This is a genomic window from Pigmentiphaga daeguensis (assembly GCF_039523035.1).
Taxonomy (GTDB): domain Bacteria; phylum Pseudomonadota; class Gammaproteobacteria; order Burkholderiales; family Burkholderiaceae_B; genus Pigmentiphaga; species Pigmentiphaga daeguensis.
On the sequence record NZ_BAAAEN010000029.1, the window covers coordinates 53980 to 69759 of the forward strand.

The following is a 15780-nucleotide window of genomic DNA, read 5'->3' on the forward strand; positions in this document are numbered from 1 at the left end:
GGACTCCTATTGGGCGCCGCCCGCGAACAGCGATCGCGGACGCCGGCGCAGCATCAGGGCGGCAATGCCTGCCACGGCCAGCACCGCGAACAGCAGCACGCTCCATATCTCGTATCGTACGCCCAGCAGGTCCACCGCCGCGTCGGCGCAGGTCGCATAGATGCCGAACACCGCGGGCAGCGCCCCATCCAGGCCCGAGCCCGTCATGAAGCGGTCGGCGAAGGTCTGGTCGCAGCTCATCAGCTGGGACGCCACGTTGTGCTGGTAGATGGCGGTGGCGACGCCGGCCAGCGCCAGCACCGCCACGATGCCGGCGCAGGCCTTCTGCGCCGCCGCCAGCCGGCGAAGAACCAGCCCCAGCACTGCGAATACCGCAATCGCGAGATAGATCAGGCGTTGCAGCACGCACCAGGCGCAGGGCTGCATGTCGAAGACGTGCTGCGACACCAGCGCGACCGCCACGGCTCCCAGGCTGGCGATGGCGGCGAATGCGAGCAGGCGATCAACGAGTACGGTTTTCATGGATAAAGGCCGCGAGGGCTCTCAGGTAGGTGGGTGCAGCGGGACCTGGCGCAGTACGCTCAGGAGCAGTTCGGAGGCCCCATCCCATACGATCTGGACCCCGAGGCAAAGCAGAATGAATGCTGACAAGCGCAGGAACACGACAGTTCCCGTATCGCCCAGCAGACGCAGCAACTGCTGGGCATAACGGAAACACAGCAGCACCGATGCCGCCACCAGCGACAGCCCCAGCACCGCGCCGGCGATGCGGGTGCCGCTGATGAACAGCGAGGCGTGATCGTGCAGGCTCGCCCCCACGGTGATGGCCGCGGCGATGGAGCCCGGACCGCAGGCGATGGGGAACGTCAGGGGATAGAAGGCCCGGCGGTTGGCCATTTCAACGGTGAAACCCTCGGCCAGGCGGGCCGAGCGCTCCGCGCCGCCATCGCTGGAGTTGAGCAGGCGCCAGGCGCTCGCGACCACCAGCAGCCCCCCGCCCACGCGGACGATGGCCAGCGAGATGCCGAAGAAATCGAGCACGATGGACCCGATCAGCATCGCCGCGAACAGCAGCAGGAGAACGTTGCGGGCGATGCGGGCCGCGAGCACCTCCCGCACGCCGGGGGAAGCGCCCTCGGTCAGGGACAGGAATATCGGTGCCGTCGCCGTGGGATTCAGGATGGGGAGCAGTGTCGCCAGGGAAAACAGGAAACTCTTGCCCAGCGCGAGTCCGTAGTCTTCGATCAACATGACCGAAGTGTAAGAGAAATGAAGTCAGGCCGCAGCCGTCCGCCTCGTTTCCGCTTCCAGGCGGCCCGCGGCCTGCTCGAGCAGTTCGGCGTAGATCTCGCCCACCATGATGAGCGCCGGCCCCGTGCCCAGCTGCTGCGCGGCCTCGGGCAGGCGCCCCAGCGTGGTCGGCAGCACGCGCTGGGCCGGCAGGCTGGCATTCTCGACCAGCACCGCCGGACGTCCCGGCGGCATGCCGTTGGCCATCAGCCCCTGGGCGATCGCCTCGGCTTGGCGGCTGGCCATGTACAGCACCACGGTATCGGCGCCCCGGGCGGCGTCCGCCCAGGCGTGGGGACGCTCGCCGCTGCCCACGGCGGGCGTCAGGAACACGACGCTGCGGCTCAGGCCGCGGCGCGTCAGGGACAGGCCCAGCGCCGAACTGGCGCCGAAGGCCGCGCTGATGCCGGGCACCACCTCGACCTCGATGCCCGCCTTGGCCAGGGCGGCGATCTCCTCTTGCGCGCGCCCGAACAGCATGGGGTCGCCCCCCTTGAGCCGCACCACGCAGGCATGCCGGCGGGCGGCATCGACCAGTTGGCGGTTGATGAACTGCTGCACGGTGGACAACTGCCCGCAGCGCTTGCCCACGGCCACGAGTTGGGCCCGGGGGGCCAGCGCCAGCACGTCGCCGTCCACCAGCGCGTCATGGAAGACCACGTCGGCCTGCTGCAGCAACCGGGCCGCGCGCACGGTCAGCAGGTCCGCCGCGCCAGGGCCCGCGCCCACCAGATAGACTTTGCCCATGGATCAACCCTGCCGCGCGGCGGGGACCGGATAGCTTTGCTGGTAGGCGGCCGTGAAGGTGCCGAAAGCCCGCAGGGCCTGCTCGGGATCGTGGCCGGGCTTGATCGCGAAGCTGTCGAAACCCGAGCGGGCCTGGTAGTGGACGGTGTCTATCATCACGTCGCCCACGGCTCGCAGCTCCCCCTGCCAGCCCAGCCGCGTACGCAGCAGGTAGGCGATGGAATAGCCCCGGCCATCGGTGTAGATGGGAAAATCGACCGCGATTAGCGCCAGTCCGGTCGGGTCTATCCTGCCCTCCTCGGCCAGCTCGGCGGGATCGTCGGCGGGCCCCAGCAGCACCCCCACGGGCCGGCGGCGTCCGCGCAGCTCGGCGCGCGCCGACCGCCACACGGACAGCGGCACGAGCCAGTCCTCGTCATCGGCCGGCAGCGGCCGGGTCTCGGTGGGCTCGAAACGCTTCCAGGTGTCGACCTCCAGGTTGCGGTGCCGGATCAGCGTGGCGGCTTGCTGCGACTCAGACATGAGCGGCCTCCACCTGGGCCGCCTTGGCCTGCTGGCGCTCGGCGTAGACGCGGGTCTTGAAGGGATCGATGCCCACGCGCTCGACCACGTCGATGAAGCGCTCGGCATCGCTGTCGCGCAGGTCGATGTAGGTCTCCACCAGCGTGGCGACCACGTCGGCCACTTCCTCGCGCGCGAACGACGGGCCGATGACGCGGCCGATCGCCGCGCCGGCGCCCCGCATGGATTCGATGTCCGGCAGCGGCTTGGCGGCCCCGCTCTGGCGGCCGCCCAGCGTGACCTGGTACCACTCCTCGCCGGCCTTGTCCACGCCCAGGATGCCGATGTGGCCCACGTGGTGATGCCCGCAGGAATTGATGCAGCCGGAGATGTTCAGGTCCAGTTCGCCGATCTCGTGCAGGTAGTCGAGGTCGTCGAAGCGGCGCTGGATCGCCTCGGCCACCGGTATCGACACCGCGTTGGCCAGCGCACAGAAGTCGCCGCCCGGGCAGGCGATGATGTTGGTCAGGAAACCGATGTTGGGCGTGGCCAGGCCCAGCTGGTCGAGCTCCTTCCACAGTTCGTAGAGCTGGCTTCGCGCCACGTCGGTGAACACCAGGTTCTGCTCGTGCGAGACGCGCATCTCGCCGAAGCTGTAGCGGTCGGCCAGGTCGGCCACCGCGTCCATCTGGTCGGCGGTGATGTCGCCCGGCGGCACGCCCGTGCGCTTGAGCGACAGCGTCACGGCGGCATAGCCGTGGACCTTGTGGTGATGGGTATTGCGCCGCAGCCAGCGCGCGAAGCGCGGGTCATTGCCGGCGTGCTGGGCCGACGTGTCCGGGCCCGGGTCGGCGGCATAAGGCGTCGCCGTGAAGCGCTCGGCGATGGCCTGGATCCGCTCGGCGGTGACCGTCTCCGGGCCGTCCTTCAGATGCTGCCATTCGCGTTCGACCTCTTCGGCGAACACCTGCGGCGTCAATTCCTTGACCAGGATCTTGATGCGCGCCTTGAACTTGTTGTCGCGCCGGCCATGCAAGTTGTAGACCCGCAGGATGGCCTGCAGATAAGTCAGAAGGTGCTGCCAGGGCACGTACGGGTTGATCAGTTGCCCCACCAGCGGCGTGCGCCCCAGGCCGCCGCCCGCCCAGACGCGAAAACCGATCTCGCCGTCCTGCTCGACCGCCTGCAGGCCGATGTCGTGCACGCCCACCGCGGCCCGGTCGGTGACCGCGCCGCTGACCGCGATCTTGAACTTGCGGGGCAGGAACGCGAACTCGGGATGGAAGGTGGACCACTGCCGGATCAGTTCGCACCAGACCAGGGGATTGACGATCTCGTCCGGCGCGACGCCGGCGAACTGGTCCGTGGTCGTGTTGCGGATGTCGTTGCCGCTGGTCTGGATCGAGTGCATCTGCACCTTGGCCAGTTCGGCCAGGATGTCGGGCACGTCTTCCAGCTTGGGCCAGTTGAACTGCATGTTCTGCCGGGTGCTGAAATGCCCGTAGCCGCGGTCCCACTTGCGCGCGATGTATGCCAGCGTGCGGAGCTGGCGCGAGGCCAGCATGCCGTAGGGCACGGCGATCCGCAGCATGGGCGCGTGGCGCTGGATATACAGGCCGTTCTGCAAGCGCAGCGTGCGAAAGTCGTCTTCGCTGAGTTGCCCGTTCAGGAAACGCCGCGTCTGGTCACGGAACTGGGCGACGCGTTGATCGACCAGCAACTGATCGACGGGTTGATACTGGTACATGCAGCAAGCCTCTAGATGTGGCCGATTGGCGATGGGCGGAGCGCGCCGACGCTTCGGGCCGGAGCGGGCATGCGTATCCCGCGCGGGCGCGCACCCAGGCTTGCAGCTTACAAAGACCGGCTTATGAATAAAACGACCGGTTCGTAATGTGCATATACAGAAAAAGATCTAAAAAAAAGCGGAGGCAAAAACCTCCGCTCATATCGGCCCAGGGCGCCGCGGATCCGGCTTTGCCGGTCCGCCAGCGCCGTCCCCCTTGAGGGGGCGGGCGTAGGGGGGTGGGGTCACATTTCGTTCGCGGCGGAGCCCATGTTGACGCGCAGGCCGCCGGCCCCGCTTTCCTCGCCACGGCTCTTGCGCATGCGCTCGATGTGGTCCAGGTACTCCGGCGTCACGTCGCCCGTCACGTAATGCCCGTCGAAGCACGACGACTCGAACTGGGTCAGCGCCGGATTCATGTCGCTGACTGCCTGGCGCATGGCGGCCAGGTCCTGGTAGATCAGCGCGTCGGCGCCGATCACCCGGGCGATCTCCTCGTCGGAGCGGCCATGGGCGATCAGTTCGCTGCGGGTGGGCATGTCGATGCCGTACACGTTCGGGAAGCGCACCGGAGGCGCCGCCGACGCGAAGAACACCTTGTTGGCCCCCGCCGCGCGGGCCATCTCGACGATCTCGCCGCTGGTGGTGCCGCGGACGATGGAGTCGTCCACGATCAGCACGTTCTTGCCCTTGAACTCCTCGCTCATGGCGTTGAGCTTCTGGCGCACGGACTTCTTGCGCACCGCCTGGCCGGGCATGATGAAGGTACGGCCGACATAGCGGTTCTTGATGAACCCCTCGCGGTAGTCCAGGTTCAGCCGCGCGGCCAGCTGCATCGCCGCCGGCCGGGCCGAGTCGGGAATCGGCATCACCACGTCGACGTCGCCCAGGCGCAGGTTGCGGGCAACCTTGTCCGCCAGGTATTCGCCCATGCGCAGGCGCGCGCTGTACACCGACACGCCGTCCATCAGCGAATCGGGCCGCGCGAAATAGACGTATTCGAAGATGCAGGGGCTCAGTTGCGGGTTGTCCGCGCACTGGCGCGAGGTAAAGCGGCCGTTCAGGTCGATGAACACGGCTTCGCCGGGCGCCACGTCGCGCTCGAACTTGAAGCCCATGCCTTCGAGCGTGACCGACTCCGAGGCCACCATCCACTCGACGCCGCCCTCGGTCTCGACCTTGCCCAGGCACAGGGGCCGGATGCCGTAGGGGTCGCGGAAGGCCAGCATGCCGTAGCCGGCGATCTCGGCCACCACCGCATAGGCGCCGCGCACGCGCTTGTGCACCGCCGACACGGCCCGGAAGATGGCGTCCTCGTCCAGCGACACGCCGTTCGAGGCGCGCTGCAGCTCGTGCGCCAGCACATTGAGCAGCACTTCCGAATCGGAATTGGTGTTCATGTGGCGGCGGTCGACGCGGAACAGCTCCTCGCGCAGCGACTCCCAGTTGGTCAGGTTGCCGTTGTGGGCGAAGGTGATGCCGAACGGCGCGTTGACGTAGAACGGCTGGGCTTCTTCCGCGCTGGAGCTGGAACCGGCGGTCGGGTAGCGGACCTGGCCGATGCCCGAGTTTCCGGGCAGCGAACGCATGTTGCGCGTACGGAAGACGTCGCGGACCAGGCCATGCGCCTTGTACATATTGAAGGTATTGCCCTGGGACGTGGCGATGCCCGCCGCATCCTGACCGCGATGCTGCAGCAGCAGCAGACTGTCGTAGAGCAACTGATTAACCGGCGCGTGCGAGACGACACCGACGATTCCACACATGAGAGCCTCTTATCAGCAGCACAAACTTCTTAATAGCGGATCCAGTCCGCGAACTGTTCCGGCACATACGGCTTGACCGCCCGCACGCCCTCTTCCGCATAGGGAGACAGGACGGCTCCGGTCCACCACGGCTCCTTGGGCAAGGGCGTGAATCCCGCCGCCACCACCAGGACCATCACGATGACCACGCCGCGCACCAGGCCGAACACGGCACCCAGGCCGCGATCGGCCAGCGACAAGCCGGTGGCCTTGAGCAGCAGCCCCAGCGCCACGTTGACCAGGCCTACCGCCAGCAGCACGGCAATGAACACGCCCGCGTAGGCCACGATCGCGCGCAGGCCCGAATTCTCGATATACGCCGCCAGCCACTCGTAGGCCAGCGGTCCGTAGCGCACCGCCACCACGAATGCGGCGACATAGGCGATCAACGACAGGACTTCCTTCACCAGGCCGCGGAACAGGCCGATCACCACCGACGCGCCCAGGATCAGCAGGACGCCGTAGTCGAAACTGGTCACAGCGGCACGATGGAACTACTGAAACCGGCCGAGCTGACACGCGCCCGGGCGGCATCGGCCGCCTCGCGCGAGGCGAAGGGACCGACCCGGACGCGGAACACGTCGCCCTTGCCGGTCTTCACGCGCTCGGTGAAACTCTTGATGCCTGCGGCGCTGAGCCGGTCGCGCATGTCGTTGGCGCGCTCCTCGGTGGAAAACGCCGCGATCTGCACCGCGAAACTGCCCTTGCTGTCGGGCTTGGGCGCCGCCGGGGCGGACGTGCCGCCTTCCAGCAAGGCGCGGGCCCGGGCAGCCTCGGCGCGCGCGGCATCGGCGCGGGCCGTGTCGCTGGGCGCCGGCTTGGGCGGCGCGGGCTTGGGAGGTTCGGGCTGGGCCAGCGGCTTCGCCGGCTCGGGCTTGGGCGCCTCGGGCTTCGGAGGCTCCGGCTTGGGCGCGGGGGGCGCCGCGGGCTCCGGCTTGGGCTGCGGCGCGGGCGCCTCGGCCGGAGGCGGCGCGGCGGGCGCCTCGGGTGCCGGCGCCTTGGCCACCGGTTCGGGCGTGGCCAGGTTGCGGTCGGGAATCTGGATGGGGATGTCGTCCGGCAGCATGGGCGGCTCGGAATCGAGCACCATGGGCAGCACGACGACCGCCGCCAGGACCAGGGCGATGGCGCCTACCAGGCGGCGCCTGGCGCGGCGGCGCGCTTCCTGGGCGGGATCCTGCGAATCGGCCCCGGCTGCATAGCCGGCGCGGCTGGATTTGGCCGTGGTCGTGGCCGCCTTCTTCTTGCGCTCGAGCAATCCCATTGATACGTCCGGCTGAAACGGGCGGCAGGGTCTTGCGCCGCCCCCTGAGGGGGCTCCGGCTCAGACCGCGCGGGCGGGCCTGGCCGCACGCATCGACGCCAACACGCCTGCCACGGTAAGGAAAGATCCGAAGACCAGGATTCTATCACCCTCGCCCATCCTTTCCCGCGCCGCCGCATAGGCCGCGGCGGGGTCGGCGTAGGCCTGGATCGACGAGTCCTTGTCTTCCTTGACGCCTCGGGCCCGCAGGCGCGCGGCCAGCTCCTCGCCGCCCAGCCCGCGCGGCCCGGGCAGGCCGGCGCAATACCAATGGTCGACGCGGTCGCCCAGCTTGGCGATGACACCGTCGATGTCCTTGTCGCCCAGCATCCCGAACACCGCATAGGTGTACGGATAAAACCCCATGTTGTCGAGGTTGTCGGCCAGCACGGCGGCGGCATGGGGGTTGTGCGCCACGTCCAGGATCACCGTGGGCTGCCCGGGCAGGATCTGGAAGCGGCCGGGCAATTGCACCTGCAACAGGCCCAGCCGCACCGCCTGCTGGGGCACCGGCAGCCGGTCGTGCAGGGCCTCGAGCGCGGCCAGCGCCGCCGAAGCGTTCAGCAACTGGTTGGCGCCGCGCAGCGCCGGATAGGCCAGCGCGTTGCGGCGCTGCTTGCGGCCGCCATAGTTCCATTGCTGCTTGTCGCCCGCGTAGTTGTAGTCGCGCCCGAAGCGCCAGAGGTCGGCGCCTATGCTCCCGGCGTAGTCCACCAGCGATTGCGGCGGCATGGGATCGGCGCAGATGGCGGGCTTGCCGGGACGGTAGATGTGGGCTTTCTCCCAGCCGATCTTCTCACGGTCGTCGCCCAGCCACTCGACATGGTCCAGGTCGACGCTCGTCACGATGGCGCAGTCCGCGTCGACGATGTTGACCGCGTCCAGGCGGCCGCCCAGCCCGACTTCCAGGATGACCGCGTCCAGCCCCGACTGCGCGAACAGACGCAGGATGGCGAGCGTGGTCAGTTCGAAATAAGTCAGCGACGTATCGCCACGGGCCGCGTCCACGGCGGCGAACTGCTCGGTCAGCGCGGCGTCGCTGGCGGGTTCGCCGTTCACGCGCGCCCGTTCGTTGAAATCCAGCAGGTGCGGCGAGGTGTAGAGCCCGACCTTGTACCCGGCGCTCAGCAGCATGGCCTCGAGCATGGCGCAGGTCGAGCCCTTGCCGTTGGTGCCCCCCACCACGATGGTGACCGCGTCCAGGGCCAGCCCCAGGCGCCCGGCCACCTCGCGCACGCGGTCCAGGCCCATGTCTATCGGCCGGCTGTGGATGGATTCGAGATAGGCCAGCCACTGCGCCAGGGGGCTGTGGGCGTCGGGGCGTGAAGCGGAAGCGGAAGACGGCATGGATACGACCGGCAGGACAAGAGGATGACTAGGAAACACGCGCCGCGCCGATACGGACGCGGCGGCGGGAACGGCATGGCCCGGCGCTGCGGGCCACGGACAGAACGGAAATCTCAGCGGCGGTTCGGCCAGGCGGTCAGGATATCGTAGCCGTCGTCCGTCACGGCCACCATGTGCTCCCACTGCGCGGACCACGAACCGTCCACGGTCACCACGGTCCAGTCGTCGTCCAGCACCTGTACCTCGTGGCGCCCGGCGTTGAGCATGGGCTCGATGGTGAACACCATCCCCTTCTTCAGGCGCAGGCCGCTGTTCGGCCGGCCGTAGTGCAGTACCTGGGGCGCCTCGTGGTACTTGCGGCCGATGCCGTGCCCGCAGAAATCGCGCACCACCGAGAACCCGGCATCTTCGGCATAGGTCTGGATGGCCGCGCCCACGTCGCCCAGCGTCGCGCCCGGCCGCACCGCGGCGATGCCGCGCAGCATGCTTTCCAGCGTGACGTTGACCAGGCGCTCGGCCTCCGGCGACGGCGTGCCGGCGTAGAACATGCGGCTCGTGTCGCCGTGCCAGCCGTCCCGGATCACGGTGACGTCGATGTTGATGATGTCGCCGTCGCGCAGCACGTCCTCGGGCTTGGGTATGCCGTGGCAGACCACGCCGTTGATGGACGTGCACAGCGTCTTGGGAAAGCCGTGGTAGCCGACGTTGGCGGGAATGGCCTTCTGGACCTGGGTGATGTATTCGTAGCAGCGGCGGTCGAGTTCTTCGGTCGAGACGCCCGGCTGGACATACTCGCCTATCATCTCCAGGACCTCGGCCGCCATGCCGCCCGCCACGCGCATCGCTTCGATTTCCTGCGGGGACTTGAGGGTGATTGCCATGCGGGGAACTCCGTGTTTGCCCGATTTTACCGCCGGCCTTCGCCGGCCTCTTCCGCATCCCCGCCGCGCGCGGTGCGCGGGGCGCGAACCGGCGAGGCCTTGGCGGCCCAGCGGTCCAGCGTGCGCATCACCGCGCGCGGCCGGGCCAGCGGGTCGTGGAGGCCGCCATAGCGGGCCTGCATGTCCACCCGCGCGGCCGAGGCCGCGCTTCGCGCCTGCGCCGCATGCGCGGCCGCCCAGCGGCGATCCACGCCCAGGGCCAGCGCATGCGGCAGGTAACGTTCGTAGCGGGCGAGCGCGCTTTCCGCATCGGCCGACGCAAGGACCGGCGGACGGGCAAGGAACCTGCGGAAGCCGTCTATCCGGGCCCGCAGGGCCCGCCCTTGCGCGGTATAGCCGCGCAGGCCGAGAAAGCCCGCGCACACCAGCACCAGCGAGGCCAGCGGCGCCAGTCCGATCAGCAGCAGCCTGGCCGACTCCACGTGCGTGGCCAGCACCGCGAGCCCGCCCGCCAGGCACAGCAGTCCCAGCACGCTCAGCACCGTGCGGCTCGCCAGGCTGGTCGCCCCGGCCCGCCACTGCGCATAGACCGCGAACCAGGCCGGCACCGCGGGCAGCGGCAGCAGGATGCCCCAGGCGGCCCACGACAGCGGATTGCCCTCGCGGACGATGGCGAGTCCGACCAGGGCCACCGTCATGGCGATCCAGAGATAGGCCCCCTTGCGCGCGCGATCGCCGTAGACCACGAACAGCGAGCGGGCATAGGCCTCGTCCAGCCATTCACGCTGGCCGCCTTGCGCTTCGTCGTAGCAGCGCCGGTACAGTCCGTCCAGGCGCAGCAGGGTGCGGCCGCCCGCGAAAAAACGGCCCAGCATGGCGTTGAGCAGCGGATCGTGGCGCGCATCGCTGCCGGTCTGGTTGGGAAGGCGCTCGAGATAGCGTCCGTCCGCCCGCTCCAGCACCTGCACCGAACGGCGGGCCAGCAATTCCATCATGCCGGACAGGAAGGCCCAGCGGTCATAGCCCTTGCGGTATACGTAGCGCAGCGCGGGCGCGGACAGGCCTTCCGGCGGATCGGCCTGCGGCGTCCTGTCATGCCGCCCCAGCCGCCAGGCCTGCGTGGCGGCGGCCAGGTAATAAAGCAGCAGCAGCGCGAGCCCGACGCCGGCGACCCAGAACTCGGCGTGGTCCTGCACACCGTACCACCAGGCCTTGAGCGGCCCGGGCCGCCGCACCTCGCCCGCCGGCCAACCGAGTTCGACCGTCATGTTCTGGCCTGGCTCCAGCACGCGCGTGGAGACGAACACCACGCGTCCGGCCTCCTTTTCCTGCACCCGCCCCGGCGCGCCGGCGCCGCCGGCCACCGCGGCCTGCCGGACCGGTTCGTCCGACGGCAGCACGACCCGCACGCGCACCCGGTCGATGGGCAGGGACCAATCCGTGCCCGTCACGTCCCAGGCCAGCCTGTCCTCGGCGCCGGCCGCCTGCAACTGCCGCGTGACGCGATACACCAGGGTGTACTGGTATTCGCCGGGACGGAACACCACGTCCGGACGGCCGGTGGAGATCCGCACGCCGTCCCGCAGGCGCGACGAAACGAACGGTTCGGCCCGGCCGTCGCGCCGCACCGAGACGACGTCCAGCCCGGCGGCCGCGCGGCTGCCATCGGCGCGCCGGTACAAGCGCGCGAAATCCCGCTGCAATCCGTACTTGATTTGCTTGCCTTCGGAGCGTACGCGCAGGTTCTCGGTCACCAGGAGGTCGCCGCTGCGCTCGACCTTGATGTCGCTGAAGAATTCGAGGATGCGTTCGTCCGCGCGCGCCGGCCCGGCCAGGACGAACAGCCAGCACAGGGCCAGCAGACAGGATCTCATGCCCGGCCTCGTCACCGGGCGGATCGAGGAAGCGGCCCTCGCGGCGCGGATCCGCGGGCCGGCCCGGCGGCGGCCATTACGGGGAAAGTGACGACGTGGGCCGCCTTGGCCCGGGGATGCGATCCGCTCTCAGACATGACACCAGCCTTGTTTTGGCAGGACTGTACCATCGACCGCGCGCCCGGGCGCTCGCGCCCGTCTCAAGTTGTTTCCTCGTCACAGCGGCGCCTGCGTGCGTGCCCTTTCCTGGCCAGGCGCAGGTGTTTTTCCCATTGACATCCGGTTGCCGCGTCTCTAGAATTTTTTGAACTTATCGTTCATTTTTGTACAACCCAGCACGGCACAGGAGAAGTTCCATGGCATCGCCCCTCATCGGTATCAGCGGCGCAGGCATAGGCGGGCTGGCAGCGGCGATCGCCCTGCGCAAGCTCGGCCTGGAATCGGTGGTTTTCGAGCAGGCCCCCAGGTTCGCGCGCGTCGGCGCCGACATCAACCTCACCCCGAACGCCGTGCTGGCGCTGGATGGCCTGGGCGTGGGCGACGAACTGCGCAAGACCGCGGCCCGCCCCACGCACCGCATCAGCCGCACCTGGGATACGGGCGAGGAAACCTCCCGCCTGGAAATGTCGCAGGCCGCCGAAACGCGCTATGGCGCGCCCCAGCTGACCATGCACCGGGCCGACCTGCTGGCCGCGCTGGAGCAGGCCGTGCCCGCCGCCACGATCCACCTCGGCAAGCGCACCGTGGGCATAGACGAAGGCGCGGACGGCATCACTGTGCGCTTCGAGGACGGCACGTCCCAGCGCGTGGACGTGCTGGTCGGCGCGGACGGCATCCACTCCACGGTCCGCAAGCACCTCCTGGGCGACGAGTATCCCGACTTCACCGGCGTGGTGGCCTATCGCGCCGTGGTGCCGGCCTCGCGCCTGGAAGGCGTGCCCAACCTGGGCGCCTTCACCAAGTGGTGGGGCCCCAATCCCGAGACCCAGATCGTCACCTTCCCGCTCAACCTGGGCCGCGATATCTTCATCTTCGCCACCACGCCCCAGGACAGCTGGCGCCATGAGTCGTGGACCATGCCGGGCAGCGTCGACGAACTGCGCGCCTCCTACGCCGATTTCCATCCCGAGGCGCGGGCGCTGCTCGCGGCCTGCGACGAAGTGCTGAAGTCCGCGCTGTACGTGCGCGACCCGCTGCCTTCCTGGTCGCGCGGAAACATCACCCTGCTGGGCGACGCCTGCCATCCCATGATGCCCTTCATGGCCCAGGGCGCCGGCATGGCGATCGAGGATGCCGTGGTGCTGGCCCGCTACCTGGCGGACACCCCCGATGCGCCCGCGCAAGCCCTCAAGCGCTACGAGGCCGCCCGCCACGACCGCACCGCGCGGGTCCAGATCGGCTCGCGCGGCAACAACTGGCTCAAGGAAGGCGGCAATGCCGACTGGGTGTACGAATACAATGCCTGGACCGTGCCCCTGGCCTGATCTTCCATGTCATTTTCCGCAGAACCCCTGGACAGCGACGAATCCGCCGGCAAGCCCGGCGCCCTGGTCTCGCCGGTGGTCAGGGCGTTCCGGCTGTTGCGCTACGTGGTCGACGGCGGCAGTACGTCCAACCTGAGCGAGGTCGGCCGCAGCATCGACGTCAACCGCGTCACGGTCATGCGGCTGATCGCCACGCTGGAACACGAAGGCGTGCTGGAAGCCCTGCCCCAGGGGGGGCACCGCATCGGCCTCCCGTTCCTGAAACTGGCCACCGCCGCCACCGCGGCCAACGACATGCTGGACCTGGGCCGCCGGGTGCTGGCCGACGTGCGGCGCCAGTTGAACGTCTCCGCCTACCTGGCCGCGCTCGATGGCGGCCACGTCGTCTACCTGCTGCGCGACATGCCCGAGGCCGGCCTAATCAGCAGCGTGCGCGTCGGCAGCCGCGTCGCGGCGCACCTGACCACGCCGGGCCGCATGCTGCTGGCCTGGCAACCGCCGGCCATCCTGGATGCGCTGCTGGCCGCGGATCCCGCGGCGGCGGCCCAGGCCGGCAAGCTGCGCGCCCAACTGGCGGCCGACCGCGAACGCGGCTGTGCCTGGAGCTTCTCGGGATTCGAGCAAGGCATCAACTCCTGCGCCGCGCCCGTGTTCGGCGCGCTGGGCGAGGCCGCCGCGGCCATCAGCGTGGCGGGCCCCGAGGCGGCATTCGGCGCCGATGCCGATTCCCGCACCCGCACCGAACAGGTCGTCCTGCAGGCCGCGCGCGACCTGTCGTCGCTGCTGGGCAGCCGGGGCTACCCGCCCGCCAACTGAGCGGTCAACGGCCGGCCGCGCCGGACTCCCCGTCCGGCAGCACGCTCAATAGATTCGTCCCCGTACGCGACAGGTGCTGCCGCAGGATGTCGCACGCCAGTTCGGCATTGCGGCCCAGGGCGGCCTGGTAGATGGCCTCGTGCTCCGCCGGCACGTTCCGGTCGGGCGAATTGCTGGCCAGGAACAGGCGGCGGTAGCGGTCGCTCAGGTCATGCAGCGTATTGCAAAAACGCAGCAGCAGCGGCATGCCGCAGGCCGAAAACAAGGTGATGTGGAAGGTGCGGTGCGCCTTCTCCCAGGCCGGCAGCTTGTCGCCGCTGCGGTCCGCGGCCTCGAGCCGGCTCAACCGGTGGTACGCGGCCACCAGCGCATCTTCCCAGTTTTCGTCGCCGCGCCGGATCGACTCGCCCAGGGCCATGACCTCCAGGTTCATCCGCAGGGCCGTGACCTCGCGGAAATCGTCGGCCGAGACCGGCGCCACCCGGTAGCCCTTCTTGTCGTTGGTCACGACCAGCCCGTCGGACACCAGGCGCGTCAGCGCTTCGCGCAGCGGGCTCAGGCTGACGTCGTACTGCTCGCGCAACTCGTCCAGCCTGAGCTTGCTGCCGGGCAGCAGCGTGCCGCCAAGAATCGAACCCCGCAGGGCCTCGACCAGGGTGGTGGACAGCGTGGGGGCGCTTGCGGAAGACGTATCGGTCAGTGTGGTCATGCTGGAACTCGGAATGAAAGCGCGTGGCGCAACGTGCATTCTAGCGGCTTCGATACGTCCTCGTAAGAATTATCGATGAAAACAAAAAATTGAAGAAACAAAAAATAATCGATTACTATATTTAAATCGATCAAGGAGATTTCATGCAGCGCTCGCGTCCCGATCCGGATTTCGTCCAGCAAACCTTCGGCTCCTATGCCGACCCCCTCGCCACCAAGGAAGAGCGCGCCGCCAGCTACCGCCAGATGGCCGGTTTCCTGCCCCCGCGGGTCGAGGCCCGGCTGGACGTGACCGGCGCGCTGGATCCGCTCATGGTGGAGTTGCAGGAGAAGGTCCGGGCGCACGCGCTGGAGACCGCCCATTTCGACGACAAGCAGGTGCAGTTGCTGATCTTCGCCATGCTGGTGGCCGAGCTGAGCGACGCCGCGGTCATCCATGGCGTGGCCGCCCGCCGCGCCGGCGCGAGCTGGCACGAGATGCAGGCCGTGGTGAACCTGGCCTTCGTATTCCGGGGTGTCTCGGCCGCCAACCGCGGTGCCGAGATGCTGATCCGCATCGCCGAACGCGAGCGCGAACTGGCCGCCCAGGCCTGAACAAGGAACCCGCCATGCAAGCCTGCCCCGGCCCGGACCGCGATACCCGCGCGCCCGCCTTCGCCGTGCCCCCCGGCTCCTGCGACTGCCACGCCCATATCTTCGGTCCCCGGGACCGCTTCCCGTTCTCGCCCGACCGCAGCTATACGCCGGAAGACTGCTCGGCCGACCAGTACCGCGACATGCTGGCCACGCTGGGATTCGACCGCGGCGTGCTGGTCCAGGGCGGCGCCCACGGCACGGACAACGCCGCGATGCTGGACGCCATGGAACGGCTCGGCCCCCGCATCAAGGGCATCGCTGTGCTGCCGCCCGGCACGCCGCTGCGCGAGCGCGAGGCGCTGCATGCGCGGGGCGTACGCGGCTTCCGGATGTCGACCGTGGTCTCCGGCGGCGTAGGCTTCGACCAGTTGGAAGCCCTGGCCGCCGAGGCCGACGAAATGGGCTGGCACCTGCTGCTGCACTTTCACCGTTCCGAGGAACTGGTGGCCGTCGCCGACCGGCTGCGCGGGCTGCGTTGCCACTACGTGCTGGATCACCTGGCGCGCAGAGGTGGCGGCGGAAATTCAGACAGTCCGATAAGTGGAGAGCTCTGGGCCTGATCCGGCGATAATGCCGGTAAAGGAACCAGAGAGATGACCAAG

The 15780-nt window shown here is 68.9% G+C and carries 16 protein-coding genes; 4 read left to right on the forward strand and 12 right to left on the reverse strand.

The window, feature by feature from the left end:
- Positions 1-6: 6 nt before the first annotated feature.
- The 11 genes from ABD104_RS25980 to ABD104_RS26030 all read right to left on the reverse strand — a co-directional run bounded on the left by ABD104_RS25980 (position 7) and on the right by ABD104_RS26030 (position 11534).
- Positions 7-522, reverse strand: a complete 516-nt coding sequence (locus tag ABD104_RS25980; RefSeq protein ID WP_087841242.1) for a disulfide bond formation protein B — start codon at positions 520-522, stop codon at positions 7-9.
- A 21-nt stretch (positions 523-543) separates the two neighbouring features.
- Positions 544-1251, reverse strand: a complete 708-nt coding sequence (locus ABD104_RS25985; protein WP_087841241.1) for a MarC family protein — start codon at positions 1249-1251, stop codon at positions 544-546.
- A gap of 24 nt (positions 1252-1275) precedes the next feature.
- Entirely contained in the window at positions 1276-2037 is a 762-nt protein-coding gene (gene cobA / locus ABD104_RS25990; protein ID WP_343928470.1) for a uroporphyrinogen-III C-methyltransferase, read from the reverse strand.
- Between the two features lie 3 nt (positions 2038-2040).
- A complete protein-coding gene (locus ABD104_RS25995; RefSeq protein ID WP_087841239.1) occupies positions 2041-2559 on the reverse strand; it encodes a DUF934 domain-containing protein in 519 nt (172 codons plus the stop codon).
- The gene (locus ABD104_RS26000) at positions 2552-4285 is read right to left on the reverse strand and encodes a nitrite/sulfite reductase (protein ID WP_087841238.1); all 1734 of its coding nucleotides are present in this window, start codon (positions 4283-4285) and stop codon (positions 2552-2554) included. The genes ABD104_RS25995 and ABD104_RS26000 overlap by 8 nt, the downstream gene beginning before the upstream one ends.
- Positions 4286-4569: 284 nt before the next feature.
- Positions 4570-6090 (reverse strand): amidophosphoribosyltransferase, encoded by a 1521-nt coding sequence (purF, locus tag ABD104_RS26005; protein ID WP_087841237.1) that lies wholly within the window; start codon positions 6088-6090, stop codon positions 4570-4572.
- Positions 6091-6119: 29 nt separating this feature from the next.
- Complete coding sequence (locus ABD104_RS26010) at positions 6120-6608, reverse strand: CvpA family protein (protein WP_087841236.1); 489 nt, start codon at positions 6606-6608, stop codon at positions 6120-6122.
- A complete protein-coding gene (locus tag ABD104_RS26015; RefSeq protein WP_343928471.1) occupies positions 6605-7393 on the reverse strand; it encodes an SPOR domain-containing protein in 789 nt (262 codons plus the stop codon). Before ABD104_RS26015 ends, ABD104_RS26010 begins: the two co-directional genes overlap by 4 nt.
- Positions 7394-7453: 60 nt before the next feature.
- Positions 7454-8779 carry a bifunctional tetrahydrofolate synthase/dihydrofolate synthase gene (gene folC / locus ABD104_RS26020; protein WP_343928472.1) on the reverse strand — a complete coding sequence of 442 codons (1326 nt, stop codon included), beginning with the start codon at positions 8777-8779 and terminating at the stop codon, positions 7454-7456.
- Positions 8780-8892: 113 nt separating this feature from the next.
- On the reverse strand, positions 8893-9660 hold the full coding sequence (gene map / locus ABD104_RS26025; RefSeq protein ID WP_087841233.1) for a type I methionyl aminopeptidase: 768 nt from the start codon (positions 9658-9660) through the stop codon (positions 8893-8895).
- Positions 9661-9686: 26 nt separating this feature from the next.
- Complete coding sequence (locus ABD104_RS26030) at positions 9687-11534, reverse strand: DUF2207 domain-containing protein (RefSeq protein WP_343928473.1); 1848 nt, start codon at positions 11532-11534, stop codon at positions 9687-9689.
- 356 nt (positions 11535-11890) lie between these two features.
- On the opposite strand from ABD104_RS26030, the gene ABD104_RS26035 reads away from it, so the two are divergent.
- Both ABD104_RS26035 and ABD104_RS26040 read left to right on the forward strand, forming a co-directional pair.
- Complete coding sequence (locus tag ABD104_RS26035) at positions 11891-13018, forward strand: FAD-dependent monooxygenase (protein ID WP_087841231.1); 1128 nt, start codon at positions 11891-11893, stop codon at positions 13016-13018.
- Between the two features lie 6 nt (positions 13019-13024).
- On the forward strand, positions 13025-13834 hold the full coding sequence (locus tag ABD104_RS26040; RefSeq protein WP_279818413.1) for an IclR family transcriptional regulator: 810 nt from the start codon (positions 13025-13027) through the stop codon (positions 13832-13834).
- 4 nt (positions 13835-13838) lie between these two features.
- On the opposite strand, the gene ABD104_RS26045 is transcribed toward ABD104_RS26040, so the two are convergent.
- Positions 13839-14543: a GntR family transcriptional regulator gene (locus ABD104_RS26045; protein WP_087841229.1), complete on the reverse strand. Its 705-nt coding sequence runs from the start codon at positions 14541-14543 to the stop codon at positions 13839-13841.
- Between the two features lie 143 nt (positions 14544-14686).
- Here ABD104_RS26045 and ABD104_RS26050 point away from each other — a divergent pair, with 143 nt between their 5' ends.
- Together ABD104_RS26050 and ABD104_RS26055 are read left to right on the forward strand one after the other, a co-directional pair.
- A complete protein-coding gene (locus ABD104_RS26050; protein WP_087841228.1) occupies positions 14687-15136 on the forward strand; it encodes a carboxymuconolactone decarboxylase family protein in 450 nt (149 codons plus the stop codon).
- Between the two features lie 14 nt (positions 15137-15150).
- A complete protein-coding gene (locus ABD104_RS26055; protein ID WP_343928474.1) occupies positions 15151-15738 on the forward strand; it encodes an amidohydrolase family protein in 588 nt (195 codons plus the stop codon).
- The last annotated feature ends 42 nt before the right edge of the window (positions 15739-15780 follow it).